Origin of the sequence: Nonomuraea solani, from assembly GCF_900108335.1 — a bacterium.
Lineage (GTDB): Bacteria > Actinomycetota > Actinomycetes > Streptosporangiales > Streptosporangiaceae > Nonomuraea > Nonomuraea solani.
The window spans coordinates 24,744-39,313 of the sequence record NZ_FNVT01000003.1 but is presented as its reverse complement, the minus strand read 5'-3'; the positions used below and the strand labels follow the sequence as shown (position 1 = coordinate 39,313).

Below are 14,570 nucleotides of genomic sequence, written 5' to 3'. Positions count from 1 at the left end.
GGGGCGTATGAGAGTTGAGTTCGTCGTGGACGGCCTCACGCTGGCCGGGGACCTGCGGGTGCCCGCCGGCGCGGGGCCGTGGCCGGGGCTGGTGTTCACGGGGCCGTTCACCGGGGTGCGCGACCAGGTCACCGGGCTCTACGCGGCCCGCCTCGCGGAGCGCGGATACGTCACGCTGTCCTTCGACCACCGCAACTGGGGCGAGTCGGACGGGCGACCGCGGCGGCACGAAGACCCGCAGGGCAAGCTGCACGACCTGCGGGCGGCGGTGTCCTTCCTGCGGTCGCGGTCCGAGGTGGACGCGGAGCGGATCGGGGCGGTCGGGATCTGCCTCGGTGGCGGATACGCGCTGAAGGCGGCCGCCTTCGACCCTCGGGTGGGGGTGTTCGCGGGCATCGCCGGGGCTTACAACAACCCCTACACGATGCGGTCGGGCATGGACTATCCGGCCGTGCTGGGCTCGTTCGCCGAGGTGCTGGAGCGGCAGGATCGCGGCGGGCCGGTCGAATATCTGCCGGCCGTGGCCGCCTCGGGGGAGGCGGCGATGCCGGGCGACGAGCCGTACGCCTACTACGGGACCGAGCGCGGGGCCTCGCTCTTCTGGTCGAACGAGGTGACCAGGGCGAGTGTGCGTGAGCTGGTCACGATGGACAACATCATGGGCGCCGACTTCCTGTCGCCGAAACCCGCCCTGATCGTGCACGGTGTGGTCGACCGGTTCTGCTCGCCGGAGGGGGCCGAGGAGGTCTACCGGCGGCTCGACCAGCCGAAGCGGATCGTCTGGCTGGACGCCAAGGAGCACATCGACCTCTACGACCGCGAGCCGTACGTCACCCAGGCCGTCGACGCCACCGCCGCCTTCCTGGGCGAGCATCTCTGAGGTGAAGGTCTGGCCACGAAAGCGCCGGGTGTGATGGGGCCGGTGGGCGGGCTGGGCAGGAAGCGTACGACCCCCGATTCGATCTCGGGGGTTGGCGCGTGCGTGCGAAGTGGTTGGCTCTGGCCGCCGGGCTTGTTCTTGCGGCCGGGTGTGGGGTCGAGCGGGTGCAGGTGGTGCCCGTCGCGGTGAAGGCGCCGGTCAAGGTGGCGCGCTGTGTCCTGAAATTTCCTGACCCGCGGGCCGGCTCCGCCGCCCGCGTCCGCCTCCAGCGGGACCTCGCCCGATTCGTGAGCCGCCGCCCTGGGCGGGTCGTCTACAGTGCGCTGGACCTGGTGACGGGGGTTTCACTGGGGTACGGCGAGCACGAGCACGACATGATCACCGCCAGCGGGGCCAAGGTGGACATCCTCGCCGCCCTGCTGGCGCGGCGCGATGGCCGGCTGGGTGAGGGTGAGCGGGACCTGGCCTCGCGCATGATCAGGGAGAGCGACAACGGCGCGGCCGACGCCCTGTGGTCGCGGGTCGGGGGCGGTGGGGCCATGAGCGCCTTCTACCGGCGGATCGGGCTGAGGGAGACCACGCCGGGGCCGAGCCGGTTCTGGGGCGGCACCAACACCAGCCCCGCCGATCGTGTCCGGCTGTTGAAGGTACTGGTCAACGGGGGCAAGGGGCTGACCTCCGCCGATCGGGCGACGGTGCTCGGGCTGATGGGGCGGGTGCAGAAGGACCAGGCGTGGGGGGTCAGCGCGGCGGCGCGGCCGGGGGATCGGGTGGCGCTCAAGAACGGGTGGACGCCCCGGCCGTTCATCCACCACACGTGGGCCGTGACCAGTTATGGGCGGGTGGTGGGGCCGGGGCGGGATCTGTTGTTGTCGGTGCAGACGGATCGGCAGCCGGGGGAGGGGACGGGGATCCAGACGATCGAGGGGGTCGCTCGGATGATCGGGGCTCGGCTTGACTCCCTTTCCCCGACGACCACCCGCCCCTGCCCCACGAACCCGGTCGCCTGACCGCACTTCGGCTGGGGTCCCTTGGAGGAGGGGAGGGGGCGCGGCCGCCCTGGGAGGGGTGTCCGCCGGATGGCGCGGGCCTCTTTGAGGAGGGGCGTCCTTGGGGTGGGGTGCCCTTCGGACGGTCGGGTGGCGCGGGCGCGCCATTGAAGTCAACATGGAGTGAATTAAGTCATGCCGTTACCGGTCCGCGCCCGCCAGGACCTCCTCCGGGATGACCTTCGGCACGCCGCGCAGCCCCACCAGCGCCAGCACCGCCACCACGGCCAGCAGGCCCGCCGTGACGTATGAGGTCAGGTGCACACCTTCGAGGAAGGCCGCGTGCGCGGCGCGTACCAGTGCGCCGGCCTGGTCGGGGGGCAGGGTCTCGGCGGCGTACATCGCCCCGGCCAGCGACTCCCGCGCGGCCTCGGCGGGCACCCCGGCGGGCAGGTCGAGGTTGGCCCGGTAGGCGCTGGTCAGCACCGTGCCGAGGATCGCGATGCCGAGCGCCCCGCCCAGCTCGAACGCCGTCTCCGACACCGCGGCCGCCGCCCCCGCCCGCCGCGAGGGCGCGGTGGCCAGCACGTTGTCGTTGTTGACGGTGAAGGCGAACCCGACGCCGACGCCACCGATGATCATGGCGGGCAGCAGCGTCAGGTAGTTCAGCTCGGTGCCGAGCGTGCTGTAGAAGAAGAACGAGCCCGCGTTCATGGCCAGGCCGAGCGCGACCACGCCGTTCCTGCCGAGCGGCTGGATGAGCTTGGCGGCCAGGACCCCGCCCACCGCGCCGCTCAGGCCGCCGGGAAGCTGGGCCAGCCCGGCCTGCAGGGGCGACCAGCCGAGCACGAGCTGGAGATACCAGGCGAACATCAGCATCATCGCCGACATCCCGAAGATCGCCAGCAGGTTCGTCACGATGGACGCGCTGAACGCCCTGCGCCGGAACAGCCGCACGTCGATCAGCGGCTCGGCCAGCCGCGTCTGCCGCCACACGAACAACGCCAGCAGCAGGATCCCGCCGATCCCCGCCACCACGACGTCGGCGTGCCCGGCGCCCTTGTGCGCGACCTCCTTGATCGCGTAGATGGCGGTCACGATGCCGGCGAACGACAGGACCACGCTGACCAGGTCGAGCCGGCCCGCGTGCGGGTTGCGCGACTCCGGCAGCACCGCCATGCCGCCGATCAGCACCAGCGCCATGATGGGCACGTTGATCAGGAAGACCGAGCCCCACCAGAAGTGGTCGAGCAGCAGGCCGCCGACGACCGGCCCGACCGCGAAGCCGGCGGCGCTCATCCCGCTCCAGACGCCGACGGCCATCGTGCGCTCGCCCGGTTCGGTGAACACGTTGCGGACGATCGACAGCGTGGACGGCATGATCGTGGCGCCGGCCACACCCAGCAGCGCCCGGGCCGCGATCAGCAGTTCGGGGCTGGGCGCGTACGCGGTGACCACGGAGGCGGCGCCGAACGCGGCCGCGCCGATCAGCAGCAGGCGCTTGCGGCCGATGCGGTCGCCGAGGTTGCCCATGGTGACGAGCAGGCCGGCCAGCGCGAAGCCGTACATGTCGCCGATCCAGAGCAACTGGGTCGAGGTCGCGCCCAGGTCGGCCACGAGCCGGGGCAGGGCCAGGTGCAGCACGGTCAGATCGAGGGAGAGCAGCAGGGTGGCCAGGCAGGCGATCGCCAGACAGGCCCATTTGTTCTTCATGCCGCCACTGTCCACAGGACGGCTGACGGCCCGCCTACCGCTCGCTGACCGGCCCGCTGACCTGCCCGCCGAGCTTGGCCAGCCGCGCCTCGATGCGTTCGCGGGTGTCCTCGGCGCTGTACCAGTCGCCGGGGCACACCTCGCGGGCCCGGAGCAGCAGTGAGCGGCCCTCGTCCAGGTCGCCGCGGGCCAGCGCCACCTCGGCCATGCCGAGGCAGGCCCAGGCCAGGTTCTCCATGGAGCCGTTCCTGCGCGACAGCTCGGCGGCCAGCGCGTAGTCGTCCCACGCGCGGGCCCCCTCGGACAGGGCGAGCAGCGCGTCGGCCCGGCGGCACAGCACCTCGGCGATCTCCGTCTTCGCGCCCAGTTCCCTGGCCAGTGCGATGGCCTCGTCGGCGAGCTCGTACGCGGCCCGATAGTCTCCCTGCGCCTGCCGGAGCGCGCCCAGCCCTGACAGCCCCAGCACTATGCCCCATCGCTCGCCGATGACCTTGAACGCGCTCAGTCCCCGCTCGAACTGGGTCACCGCCTCGTCGTCGCGGCCGAGCGCCTGCAGGACGAAGGCCGCGCCGGCGTTGGACAACGCCCGCTGCCAGGGCGGCAGCCCCTCGATGCTCTGCATGATCAGCGCGTACCCCTCGATGAAGTCTCGCGGCGGCCCGGTGAACATCGACCGCAGCATCATCAGGAAGTCCACGCGCATCGGCACAAAGGTCACCGGCAGCATCTCGCGCACCTCGTCCAGCCGGATCCGCAGCGCGTCGTCCACGCCTCCCGCCCAGGCCGTGACGAGCACGCACATGGCGTACTCCTCCTCCATGCCGGGCAAGCGCGCGTCGCCGAGCGCGGCCAGCAGGTCGGCGGACAGGCCGGCGCTGGTGCCCCGGTGGCCGCGCATCCATCGGTGGCAGGCGCTCATGGCCAGCAGCCGCAGCGCCAGCTCCAGCCGGCCCGCCTCGGTCGCCCAGCGCAGGGCGGCGTCGACGTCGTCGCTCTCCTCGTCCAGCCGGGCCAGCCACTCCAACTGCTCATGGGCGCGCAGCTTGGGGTCGGCGATCAAGAGCAGGTCGAGGTAGTAGGCGGCGTGCGCCTCGAAGACCGGCTCCGCCTCGCCGGACTCCTCCAGCCGCTCCGCGCAGAACGCCCTGATCGTCTCCAGCATCCGGAACCGGCCGTCCACGAACTCGACCAGCGACTTCTCCGCCAGCGAGAACAGCACCTCCTCCGGCAGCCCGCACACCCGCTCGGCCGCCTCGGGCCGCGCGCCGCCCACGAACACGGTCAGCCTCCTGGCCACCTGCTGCTCGCTCTCGTCCAGCAGGTCCCAGCTCCAGGCCACGACCGCGCGCAGGGTCTGGTGCCGGGGCAGCGCCGTACGGCTGCCACGGGTCAGCAGCCGGAACCGGTCGTCCAGCCGCGCCGCGACGTCGGGCAGCGACAGCGTACGCAGCCGCGCCGCCGCCAGCTCGATCGCCAGCGGCAGCCCGTCGAGCGCCCTGCAGATCCGCACGACCTGGGCCGCGTTGCCCGCGTCCACGGCGAACCCCGGCCGGACGGCGGCGGCGCGGTCGGCGAACAGCCGCACGGCCGGATAGTCCAGCGGCGCACCCGCCTCGGGCGGTGGCAGCGGCAGCGGCGACACGGGCAGGATCGACTCGCCGGTGATGCCGAGCGCCTCACGCCCGGTCACCAGCACGCGCAGCCCCGGGCAGGCGGCCAGCAGGTGGTCGGTCAGCTCGGCCGTGGCCTCGACCAGGTGCTCGCAGTTGTCCAGGATCAGCAGCAGCCGCCGGTCGGCCAGGGCGGTGACGAGCCGGGTCAGCGGGTCGACGGCGGGCCGCTCGGGGGCGTGCAGCAGGGCGTCGCGGATGTCGAGCGCGGACAGTACGGCCCGGGGCACGCCCGCGCTGTCGGTCACCGGCGCGAGCGGGACGAAGCACACGTCGCCCGGCGTCTGCCCGGCCGCCTCGATGGCCAGCCGCGTCTTGCCCGCGCCGCCGGGGCCGATCAGCGTGACGAGCCTGTTCGCCCCCAACCTCTCGCCCACCTGCGCGAGCTCCTCGGTCCGGCCCACGAAGCTGGTGAGCTGGGCGCGGATGCCCTGCCTGGACCGCTGCCCGTCGGCGGGGGCGCCGAGCGCGGGGTCGGCCCTGAGCACGGCCAGGTGCGCGGCGGCCAGTTCGGCGCCCGGCTCGACGCCCAGCTCCTCGTCCAGCGACTTCCTGGCCTCGTCGTACGCGGCCAGCGCCTCCGCCTGCCTGCCACTGCCGTAGAGGGCGCGCATGAGCTGGGCCCGCAGCCGCTCGCGCAGCGGGTGGGCGGCGGTGAGCTGGCGCAGCTCGGCGACCAGCTCGCGGTGCCGGCCCAGGTCGAGGTCCGCCTGCACCCGGTCCTCCGTGGCGGCCAGCCGCAGCTCCGCCAGCGCCGACGCGGCGGCCTCCGCGTAGGGGGCGTCGGCGAGCGGCGCGCCCCGCCACAGCTCCAGCCCCTCGCGCAGCAGCAGGGCGGCCTGTGCGGGGTCGCCGGCCGCCAGTGCCCGCCGGCCCGCCTGGGCCAGCGACTCGAACCTGCGCGCGTCCACGTCCTGCGGGTCGGCGACCAGGCGGTAGCCGGCCGGATGGAACTCGACCAGATCCCGGCCCAGCGCCCGGCGCAGCCGGGACACCTGCGACTGCAGCGCGTTGGCCACGCCTTCCGGCGGGGCGGCGCCGTACAGGCCGTCCACGAGCTGCTCCGCGCCGACGATGCGGCCCGCGTGCAGGGCGAGCAGCGTCAGCAGGGCCCGTACCCGGGGGCCGCCGAGCGCGATCGGCTCGCCGTCCTCGCCCAGGGCGTCGGTGGGCCCGAGGATCTGGAAGCGCATACGTCGATTATCCCGGCAGCATTGCGGTTATCTCCGCATATGTCGGCACCTGCGGCGCCGGTTCGCCCTGAATGGCGAGCACCGTCGCGAGCGCTCCCTGCAGCGAGGCCCGATAGAGCAGCGACCCGGTGCTCACCCTGGCCACACCGGCGGCGGCGAGCTGCGCCAGCGTGGGACCGCCCGGCTGGTAGAGCACGTTGAGGGGCAGCGGCGTGCTCGCGGCCACCTTGGCGATCTCGTCCAGGTCGCTCAGGCCGGGCACGAAGATCCCGTCGGCGTGGCCGTAGGCGTCCACCCGTTCGCGCGTGTCGCCGGTACGCAGCCAGCACGTGTCCGTGCGCGCGTTGACGAACACGCCGTGGCCCAGGGCGGCCGCGATGACGCGCTGGTGCAGGTCGATCGGGCGCAGCGTGCCGTCGGGACGGCCGTCCTCCAGGTTGACGCCCGCGACGCCGAGCGCGGCCAGGCCCGCCACCAGGTCCGACACCTCGGCGGGGTCGTCGCTGAAACCGCCCTCGATGTCCACGGTGATCAGCGCGCCCAGGTCCTTGAGCGCCTCCGCCAGCTCGATGGTCTCGGCCTTGGTGGCGCCGGCGGCGTCCGGCCGGCCGTAGACGGCGGCCACGCCGAGGCTCGTGGTGCCGATCGCCTTGAAACCCTGGGCGGCCAGGGCGGCGGCGGAGCCGTAGTCCCACGCGTTCGGGAGGAGGAGCGGGTCGCCGGGCCGGTGCAGGTCACGAAATTTCATGGCAGAAGTCCTTCCAGGACACCGGCGGCGAGCGCGAGGGCGTGGGCGGGCGCGGGGCAGGGGCGCACGCCGTACCCGAAGGTCAGGTGCGGGGTCCGGCCGCGTGAGGCGTCGAACCGCCCGGGATCCGGGAAGACGTCCGGGTCGCGGTTGGCGGCCACCAGGTCGATCGTCACCTCGTCGCCGGTCCGCGTGTCGAGCCTGCGGGTGGCCTTGAGCGGCGGGTCCTGCCGGAGCGTCTCGTGCAGCAGCGCCTCGATGTCGTCACCGGGCTCCGCGTGCCGCAGCGCCGCCTCGATGAGCCCCTCCGTGGCGGCGTACCCCTGCAGGAGCAGGGTGATCGCGGGCAGGTCGGCCAGTTCGAGCAGTTCGGCGACGGCGGCGTCGGCCTCCGGGGTCTCTTCACCCAACAGGTAACCGGCCGCTGCGGCGGGCACGGCGGTGGTGTCCTTGACTCCCAGCGCGGCTCCGAGCACGGCCGTGGGCACGCCCCGCCAGTTTTCGTCCCGCTGCCGGGTCTCGGCCCTGGCCGCGGCGCGCAGCTCGGCGGGGTCCAGCGTGGTCAGCCGTTCCTCCAGCAGGCGGCGGCGCCCGGCGTGCGAGTCTCCGGTGCTGAACCGCGACACCTGGGCGCGCAGCCAGGCGAGCGTTCCCTCCGCGCCGTCCTGGCGTACGGGGGGCGGCACGTACCTGGTGTCGGCGAGCACCGCCCCGGCTTCTGCATGGCGTGTGATGAGCATGGGTTCACGCTAGGACGAGGTCCTTTCGACGGCGGTCGAAGTGTGTCAGGCGGCGAGTCGCTCCTGCCGTTCCACGGGTCGCTCGACCGGTGCCACCTCGGTCCTGACGACCGGCCGCCCCGCGAAGGAGGCCAGCGCCATGAACATGAGGAGCGCCATGTCGGCCAGCACCACGCCGCGCTCCAGCAGCCCGTAGTACTCCACGCCGTTGATCAGCGGCGAGGTGATGGAGGCCGGGTGGGCGGCCAGGTAGACCCCCAGCGTCAGTGCGGCGAGCACGCTCATGGCCCGGACCGCGTTCCACCGGGGCGCGGCCTCCCGCCGCCTGGCCAGGCTCCAGCCGGCGACCGGCAGCGCGGTGAACACCACGGCCGCCGACCAGCGGTGGATCTCGCCGGACAGGGTGCCGATCTGCGAGGTGCCCGGGTCGGTGGGGAAGATCGCGCTCATCATCAAACCGGCCGCCGCGGCCAGCAGCAGCACCCTGGCGGCGGCGGTGCGCGACGGCTCGCTCGCCACCAGTCCGTACGCGAGACTCAGGCACGCTCCCGCGAGCGCCAGCATCCCGATCAGTATGGGCACAAGCCCCCCGGAGACCAGCGCGTAGTCGCTGATCAGCGGTTGCGCGGGCAACGAGAGCTCCGCGTACGCCAGCGCGCCAAGGGACACCACCGTGCCGATCACGGTGCCCCAGACGCGTCGCCGAAGGGTCATCGGGCCACCTCATCGTAGATGTGCTCGAAACGGGCGAGGGAGAACTGGTCGTCGTGGGTGAGCGCCAGGTCCCTGCTGGCCTTGCCGAGCCGGGCGCGCAGCCGGTCGTCGGTGAGGATGTCCGTCAGGTGCCCGGCCAGGGAGCGCACGTCGCCGGGCTGGAACAGGTAGCCGTTGCCGGACACCAGGTGCGGCAGCGCCATCGCGTCGGCGGCCACCACGGGCAGCCCCGAGGCCATGGCCTCCAGCGTGGCGATGCTCTGCAGCTCGGCGACGCCCGGCATGGCGAACACGTCGGCGGCGGCGAACGCCTGCGGCATGTTCTCGTCGGGCACGAAACCGAGGAAGAAGACCCGCTCGTCCACGCCGATGCGCCTGGCCAGCCGCTCAAGTTCGGCCCGCTGGTTGCCCTTGCCGACGAACGCCACCTGCGCGTCGGTGTCGTTGAGGATGATCGGCAGCGAGCGGACGATCTCGTCCAGGTGCTTCTCCTCGTCCAGGCGGCCGACGAACAGGATCGTGGGCCGGTCCGGCAGGTCGAACATCTTGCGCGACCACGCCTTGGGCTCGGCGTGCGGGTGGAACCTGGTCAGGTCGATGCCGCAGGAGACCGACTCCACCTCGCGGGCGAAGCCCTGGTCGGACAGCAGCTTGGCGGCCAGCGGCGTCGGGGTGGTGATGTGGTCGGCCCGGTTGAAGATCCGGCTGAAGTCGCGCCAGGCCCACTGGCCCGCCTTGGTGCGCAGCCGCTCCGGGATGTGGCCGAACTGGAAGAGGTTGTCCGGCATGAAGTGGTTGGTGGCCACGACCGGCACCCCCGCGCGGCGGGCGGCGGCCATGGCGGCCCGGCCGACCACGAAGTGGCCCTGGGTGTGCAGCACGTCGGGGCGGACGCTCGCCACCAGCCGGTCCAGCCGGGTCGGCACGGTGACGCGCATGGTGGGGTGGACCAGCAGCGGCGCCGAGCGCAGCCGGTGCACGACCACGCCGTCGACCACGTCGGCGCTGGCCGGGCCGGCCTCCGACTGGCAGACCACGTGCACCTCGTTGCCGCGCGCGGCCAGGCCCGTGGCCAGGCGATGGGTGAAGTAGGCGGCGCCGTTCACATCTGGGGGATAGGTATCGCTCGATATCAGGACGCGGCGTGGACGCTCAGGGGCGGGAGCCAGGGTGGCGACGTCGGGGACGGCGTGCAGGGGCATGGCCATGACGGTGAACTCCGATTAGGTGGTGGCTTGGGGAGAGCCAGGAAATGGGGACATCAGTGGGCTTCCAGCGGGCTGGTCCGGGCCAGGGCCACGGTGCCCGCGGCGGTCAACAGGGCGGCGGCGATCGGCAGGATGCCGGTCGGCAGGGGTTCGCCCAGCAGCAGCGCGCCGAACGCCACCGCGGTGAGCGGGTCGGCGATCTGCAGCGAGGCGAAGGAGACACCGAAGTGCCCGACGGCGTAGGCCCGCTGGAGCATCATCAGCGCCAGCAGGGCGGGGATCGGCAGGGCGAGGAGATACCACCAGTTCCAGGCGCCGTCGACGAGAACGCGCATGAGGGTCGCGGTCGCGCCGTACAGCACGCCGGAACTGGTGGCGAGCAGTGCCGCCCGGCCCGCGGGCGAGGCCGCCTTCGAGCCGGCGAACAGCAGCACCGCGGCGACCCCGGACACTCCGAGCAGCATGAGCACGCCGTCGGGAGCCAGGACGGTGGGGCCGGTGGACTCGGGGACCAGCAGCACCAGGCCGATGAGCCCGGCCGCCACCACCCCCGCCGCCGCCAGTTCCTTGCGCGACGGCCGGCGGCCGTGCAGCGTGGCGGCGAGCGGCAGCGCGAACAGCAGGCTGGCCACGCCCATCGGCTGGACGATGGTCAGCGGGCCGAGACCGAGAGCGACGATGTGCAGCCCACCACCCGCCAGAATGGACGCGCCGCCGAGCAGCCAGCGCGGCCGCCGCAGCAGGGCCAGCAGCCCCGGCTTCGCGGTGCCGACCGCCTCGAACTGCTGCAGGGCGGCACCGAGCGCGAAGAACAGCGAACCGACCAGCGCTATCACCGCGGCCAGCACAGTCATGTCGCACTCCTTTCACACGGATGGTTACCGGGCGGGGTCAAACGGACGTGTCCATGGGAAGTCGTTCCGGGGAAGCCTGGATGGCGCGTCGCTTCCTGACCCAGCGCACGATCTCGACGACGGCGGTGACCGACAGCGCGATGCCCAGCCCGAGCAGCAGACCCTTGATGGGGTCGTTCTCGAAGGCCATCCCGCCGAAGAAGCCGATCAGCGCGGAGTAGACCGCCCACGAGGAGGCCGCGATCGCGTCGAAGAACGTGAAGGAGCGCAGCGGATAGCGCACCGCTCCCATGGTCAGCGTGGTCGCGGTACGCCCACCCGGGATGTACCTGGCCACGACGAGGACGAGCCCGCCCCGCTCCTCCAGGGCGCCGCGCGCCCAGACGAACGCCTTCTTGTCCCGCAGCCTGCCCGCCGACTTCTTGCCGATCAGGTAGGAGATGTGGTCACCCGCGAAGGCGCCGAGCGCCGCGACCACGATGATCAGAGCCAGGTTCGTCTCGCCGGACGCGGCGAACACCGCCGCGGTGATCACTGAGGTCTCGGCCGGCACGACCGGGAAGAACCCGTCGAGCAGCGCCAGGCCGAACAGCGCCACGTACAACCACGGCGACGACATCACCTGTTCGACCAGGTCGAGGATGGCGTGCGACATTAGCGTGAACTCCGATCGTTAGGGCACCAACACAGCGTCTCGGTGTGGATCGTCCGGGAACATCGGGGATGCCCCGGGTCGAACGCGGCCCTTTCCCCTAGGAGGGTCAGGGGCCGTACCCCATGAAGGTAGAAACCCCGCAGGTCACGGCACATCGGACGATCGGCACGCAGTACCCCCTACTTTCGTCAGGGGCGCCGCTGCGACCTCCGGGTGACACCATCGATCAAAGCGGTTTCGGCAGGCGGAATCAGCAGTGCGGGTAGGCGCTTTCGTGGTGGGGTTAGCCCCACCACCGTGGTAGGCCGCTCCCCACCCTTACTTTCGTCAGGGTCGCCGCCTGACTTCGGACGGGACCCTCGGGCGGGCGCGGACGCTAACGTCGGTGCGGTGCAGCACCTTCACCGACTCCGCCGAGACAGCCGCCGGCAGGTGGTCTACGACCTACTGCTCTGGGTCGTGCTCGGCGTCTTCATCGCCGCCATGGGGCCCGACCCGGTCAAGGACCCCGCGGCGTTCGCCCTCGTGACCGTGCCCAGGATCGTGCTCGGCGGTCTGGCCGTGCTCGTCGGCCGGCCCTATCCGCTGCTCGCCCTGGTGCTGGTGCTGCCGCTGGGGCCGTGGCGGTTCACCGACGGGTTCGCGACCGTGGACCTGAGCCGGCTGGCGCCGCAGCGGAACGTGAAGATCGTCCCGCTGCTGGCCACGTCGCCGTTCATCGTCTGGTACGCCTACCTGACCGGGCGGCGCCTGGCCAGGGTGTGGCCCGCGCTGCTGGTGTTCTGCCTGATCGGCGTCGTCGGCGTGGCCGTGGTGCTCGCCCAGGGCGGCGACCTGGGGCTGTGGGTCTCCATGGTCACCGGGGTCATCGGCACCTACCTGGTGCCCTACCTGTTCGGGCTGCTGCGGCGCCGGCTGCTGCAGCAGCGGCTACAGGCCAGGAGGTCGGCCGAGGAGCAGGCCAGGCTGCGCGAACGGGCCAGGATCGCCCGGGACATGCACGACTCCCTCGGCCACGACCTGGCCCTGATCGCGGTCAGGGCGGCCGGGCTCGAAATGGCCCCTGGACTCGCGCCGGAGCAGGTCGGTGCGGCGGGGGAGCTGCGGATCGCGGCGGCGGACGCCACCGAGCGGCTGCGCCAGATCATCGGGCTCCTGCGCGAGGACGCCGACGCCGCCCCGCTCGTCCCCGTGAACGAGAACCTGGCGGAGCTCGTCCGGCGGGCCGCCGCCTCGGGCATGGAGGTCACCCTGGACCTGGCCCCCGGGCCGGTGCCGGAGCTGGCCCACGCCGTCGTCCAGGAGGGGCTCACCAACGCCGCCAAGCACGCCCCCGGGGCCCTGGTCGAGGTCGTGGTCGCGCCCGAGCGGATCAGCGTGCGCAACGGGCCGCCGCGCTCCCGCTCCACGGTGCGCTCCGGCGGGATGGGGCTGGCGGGCCTGCGCGAGCGAGTGCGGCTGGCCGGTGGCGTCCTGTCCGCCGGCCCGGTGGGCGACGGCTTCGAGCTGACCGTGACCCTTCCCCCGTAAGGGGGAGGCGGATCCCCACTGCTCGGGAGGAAACCCCGCGCCGGACCGGCGACGCTCGGAGCATGACTGAGCAAAGAGCCGGGATAGGCCGGATCACCGCCGCGATCGTCGCGGTCGCGGCCATGCTGCCCTACCTCACACTGAAGATCCTCTGGCTGACCGGCAGCTCCGTCGGCGTCACGGATCCCGCCCTGATGAACGACCCGGCCACGGTCGCGCTGAACGCGATGACCTTCGGCATGGAGGCCGTGGCCCTGGCGCTGGCGCTGGCCTTCACCACCCGGAAGGGCCTGCGGCTGCCGGCCTGGCTCGTGCTGCCGCCGCTGTGGGTGGGCACCGGCCTGCTGTCGGTGGTGGTCGTCACGGCGCCGGTCGTGGTGGCGGTGGCCGGGCTGGAGGTGTTCGGCGGCACGGCCGTCGAACCGTGGGTCTACATGATGGTCTACGGCGGGTTCATGGGGCAGGGCATCGGCCTCATGGCGGCCTTCGTCCTCTACTCCCGCGACCGCTGGCCGGCCGTCTTCACCACGCCGGCCGGCCTGGACTTCCCGAGCCCGACCAGGTCGTTCCAGACGGTCGTGGCCTGGGGCGCGCTGCTGGTGGCCACGGCGGTCGGCGGGGTGCGGCTCTCGCGGGTGTTCGGCGCGGAGACCGTCACGGGCGTGATGGAGGGCGTCAAGGGCCTGCTCGCGATCGCCGGGGCCGTCGCCCTCGCCGCGCTGGTCAGGCGCTGGGGGCGGGGCCCCTTCTGGAGGCCGCTGGTGGTGGCCTGGCTGGGCTCGGGCTCGCTGTTCGGGTGGGGCCTCTACGCGATGATCGTCACGTTGGTGGGCGGGCCGCTCACCTGGGGCGGCGGGGCCGATCTCGTGGAGCTCTTCGGCGTGCTGACCGGGCTGGTCATGGGGATGTGCGGGGCGTTCCTGCTGGTGGAGAGGTCAGGCGTGCGCGACGTGCAGCCGGTGCAGGAGCCGCTTGAAGGCGATGACCGAGACCGTGATCGCCGTGCCGCTTATCACGGCCACCGCTGAGGTCCGCAGGATCATGAACGTGCCCAGCGAGCCCGCCAGCGACTCGTAGACGGCCAGGAAGATGCTCAGCGTCGAGTTCATCAGCAGCACGAACGCCCACAGCAGGGTGATCCGGGCGAAGAACCGGCGCACCCGCTCGTGCTTGAGCACCGCCGACGGCAGGTGGATGTAGTCGAGCGTCAGCTTCTGCACGAGCGGCTTGTTCAGCCGGACGGAGGCGAGGAAGGCCATGCTGATGCAGATGGTGCCCATCTCGGGCTGGATGAAGAACCACATCCAGGTGCCGGTCCAGAACGCCACGATGGCCCTGATGGTGATCGCGAACGCGGCCAGGTACATCGTGGCGGGCACCTTGATCCGCCTGAACAGCCGCCACGCCACTCCGAGGTAGACCCAGCCGACGGTCAGGGCGAGCGCCCATTTGAAGTCGAGGACGACCATGGCGAGGTAGAAGAGTGCCAGAGGCGCGACGACCGCTTCGAGCAGCCGCGGGGCCGCCTGCCGCGCGAGTGCGGTGAGGCGGGGGAGGGTGACCGGGGGATGGTTCAAGGCTGCTCCGCAGATAGGCCGACGTTCAGCGTCTACCCGGGCTTCGAGGGACCAGGCTTTTCCAGATGGATTGCTAGTCGTAACCGCAACGCAATCACG

At 72.4% G+C, this 14,570-nt stretch carries 13 protein-coding genes; 4 read left to right on the top strand and 9 right to left on the bottom strand.

Features of this window, described 5'->3' with window-relative positions:
• Nucleotides 1-7: 7 nt before the first annotated feature.
• Both C4V41_RS11220 and C4V41_RS11215 read left to right on the top strand, forming a co-directional pair.
• The gene (locus C4V41_RS11220; RefSeq protein ID WP_103955779.1) at nucleotides 8-880 is read left to right on the top strand and encodes an alpha/beta hydrolase; all 873 of its coding nucleotides are present in this window, start codon (nucleotides 8-10) and stop codon (nucleotides 878-880) included.
• Between the two features lie 98 nt (nucleotides 881-978).
• A complete protein-coding gene (locus C4V41_RS11215; RefSeq protein WP_103955778.1) occupies nucleotides 979-1,890 on the top strand; it encodes a serine hydrolase in 912 nt (303 codons plus the stop codon).
• Between the two features lie 180 nt (nucleotides 1,891-2,070).
• Here the strand turns inward: C4V41_RS11215 and C4V41_RS11210 are convergent, their stop codons facing one another.
• From C4V41_RS11210 to C4V41_RS11175, 8 genes are read right to left on the bottom strand one after another with little or no spacing between them, the layout of a single operon-like run.
• Nucleotides 2,071-3,582 carry a DHA2 family efflux MFS transporter permease subunit gene (locus C4V41_RS11210; protein ID WP_103955777.1) on the bottom strand — a complete coding sequence of 504 codons (1,512 nt, stop codon included), beginning with the start codon at nucleotides 3,580-3,582 and terminating at the stop codon, nucleotides 2,071-2,073.
• Between the two features lie 34 nt (nucleotides 3,583-3,616).
• Complete coding sequence (locus C4V41_RS11205; RefSeq protein ID WP_103955776.1) at nucleotides 3,617-6,445, bottom strand: BTAD domain-containing putative transcriptional regulator; 2,829 nt, start codon at nucleotides 6,443-6,445, stop codon at nucleotides 3,617-3,619.
• Nucleotides 6,446-6,452: 7 nt separating this feature from the next.
• Nucleotides 6,453-7,193 (bottom strand): isocitrate lyase/PEP mutase family protein, encoded by a 741-nt coding sequence (locus C4V41_RS11200; RefSeq protein ID WP_103955775.1) that lies wholly within the window; start codon nucleotides 7,191-7,193, stop codon nucleotides 6,453-6,455.
• Nucleotides 7,190-7,933, bottom strand: coding sequence for a cytochrome P450 family protein (locus C4V41_RS11195; RefSeq protein WP_103955774.1), 744 nt, complete (start codon nucleotides 7,931-7,933; stop codon nucleotides 7,190-7,192). The genes C4V41_RS11200 and C4V41_RS11195 overlap by 4 nt, the downstream gene beginning before the upstream one ends.
• Nucleotides 7,934-7,978: 45 nt before the next feature.
• On the bottom strand, nucleotides 7,979-8,647 hold the full coding sequence (locus C4V41_RS11190) for a DUF998 domain-containing protein (RefSeq protein ID WP_103955773.1): 669 nt from the start codon (nucleotides 8,645-8,647) through the stop codon (nucleotides 7,979-7,981).
• Nucleotides 8,644-9,855, bottom strand: coding sequence for a glycosyltransferase (locus tag C4V41_RS11185; protein ID WP_103955772.1), 1,212 nt, complete (start codon nucleotides 9,853-9,855; stop codon nucleotides 8,644-8,646). Before C4V41_RS11185 ends, C4V41_RS11190 begins: the two co-directional genes overlap by 4 nt.
• A 53-nt stretch (nucleotides 9,856-9,908) precedes the next feature.
• Entirely contained in the window at nucleotides 9,909-10,709 is an 801-nt protein-coding gene (locus C4V41_RS11180; protein ID WP_235030055.1) for a DMT family transporter, read from the bottom strand.
• A 37-nt stretch (nucleotides 10,710-10,746) separates the two neighbouring features.
• Entirely contained in the window at nucleotides 10,747-11,364 is a 618-nt protein-coding gene (locus C4V41_RS11175) for a DedA family protein (RefSeq protein WP_103955771.1), read from the bottom strand.
• A gap of 390 nt (nucleotides 11,365-11,754) precedes the next feature.
• Here C4V41_RS11175 and C4V41_RS11170 point away from each other — a divergent pair, with 390 nt between their 5' ends.
• Together C4V41_RS11170 and C4V41_RS60660 are read left to right on the top strand one after the other, a co-directional pair.
• A complete protein-coding gene (locus C4V41_RS11170) occupies nucleotides 11,755-12,894 on the top strand; it encodes a sensor histidine kinase (RefSeq protein WP_146103625.1) in 1,140 nt (379 codons plus the stop codon).
• Between the two features lie 62 nt (nucleotides 12,895-12,956).
• Nucleotides 12,957-13,922 (top strand): hypothetical protein, encoded by a 966-nt coding sequence (locus C4V41_RS60660; protein WP_146103624.1) that lies wholly within the window; start codon nucleotides 12,957-12,959, stop codon nucleotides 13,920-13,922.
• On the opposite strand, the gene C4V41_RS11155 is transcribed toward C4V41_RS60660, so the two are convergent.
• A complete protein-coding gene (locus C4V41_RS11155) occupies nucleotides 13,830-14,471 on the bottom strand; it encodes a VC0807 family protein (protein ID WP_103955767.1) in 642 nt (213 codons plus the stop codon). The genes C4V41_RS60660 and C4V41_RS11155 overlap by 93 nt on opposite strands.
• Nucleotides 14,472-14,570 lie beyond the last annotated feature (99 nt).

What these genes read in the sequence shown, in the direction of transcription:
- C4V41_RS11195 (WP_103955774.1), bottom strand. Translation starts at nt 7,933, where the DNA reads ATGCTCATCACACGCCATGCAGAAGCCGGGGCGGTGCTCGCCGACACC.
- C4V41_RS11180 (WP_235030055.1), bottom strand. Translation starts at nt 10,709, where the DNA reads ATGACTGTGCTGGCCGCGGTGATAGCGCTGGTCGGTTCGCTGTTCTTC.
- C4V41_RS60660 (WP_146103624.1), top strand. Translation starts at nt 12,957, where the DNA reads ATGACTGAGCAAAGAGCCGGGATAGGCCGGATCACCGCCGCGATCGTC.
- C4V41_RS11220 (WP_103955779.1), top strand. Translation starts at nt 8, where the DNA reads ATGAGAGTTGAGTTCGTCGTGGACGGCCTCACGCTGGCCGGGGACCTG.
- C4V41_RS11200 (WP_103955775.1), bottom strand. Translation starts at nt 7,193, where the DNA reads ATGAAATTTCGTGACCTGCACCGGCCCGGCGACCCGCTCCTCCTCCCG.
- C4V41_RS11190 (WP_103955773.1), bottom strand. Translation starts at nt 8,647, where the DNA reads ATGACCCTTCGGCGACGCGTCTGGGGCACCGTGATCGGCACGGTGGTG.
- C4V41_RS11210 (WP_103955777.1), bottom strand. Translation starts at nt 3,582, where the DNA reads ATGAAGAACAAATGGGCCTGTCTGGCGATCGCCTGCCTGGCCACCCTG.
- C4V41_RS11175 (WP_103955771.1), bottom strand. Translation starts at nt 11,364, where the DNA reads ATGTCGCACGCCATCCTCGACCTGGTCGAACAGGTGATGTCGTCGCCG.
- C4V41_RS11205 (WP_103955776.1), bottom strand. Translation starts at nt 6,445, where the DNA reads ATGCGCTTCCAGATCCTCGGGCCCACCGACGCCCTGGGCGAGGACGGC.
- C4V41_RS11185 (WP_103955772.1), bottom strand. Translation starts at nt 9,855, where the DNA reads ATGGCCATGCCCCTGCACGCCGTCCCCGACGTCGCCACCCTGGCTCCC.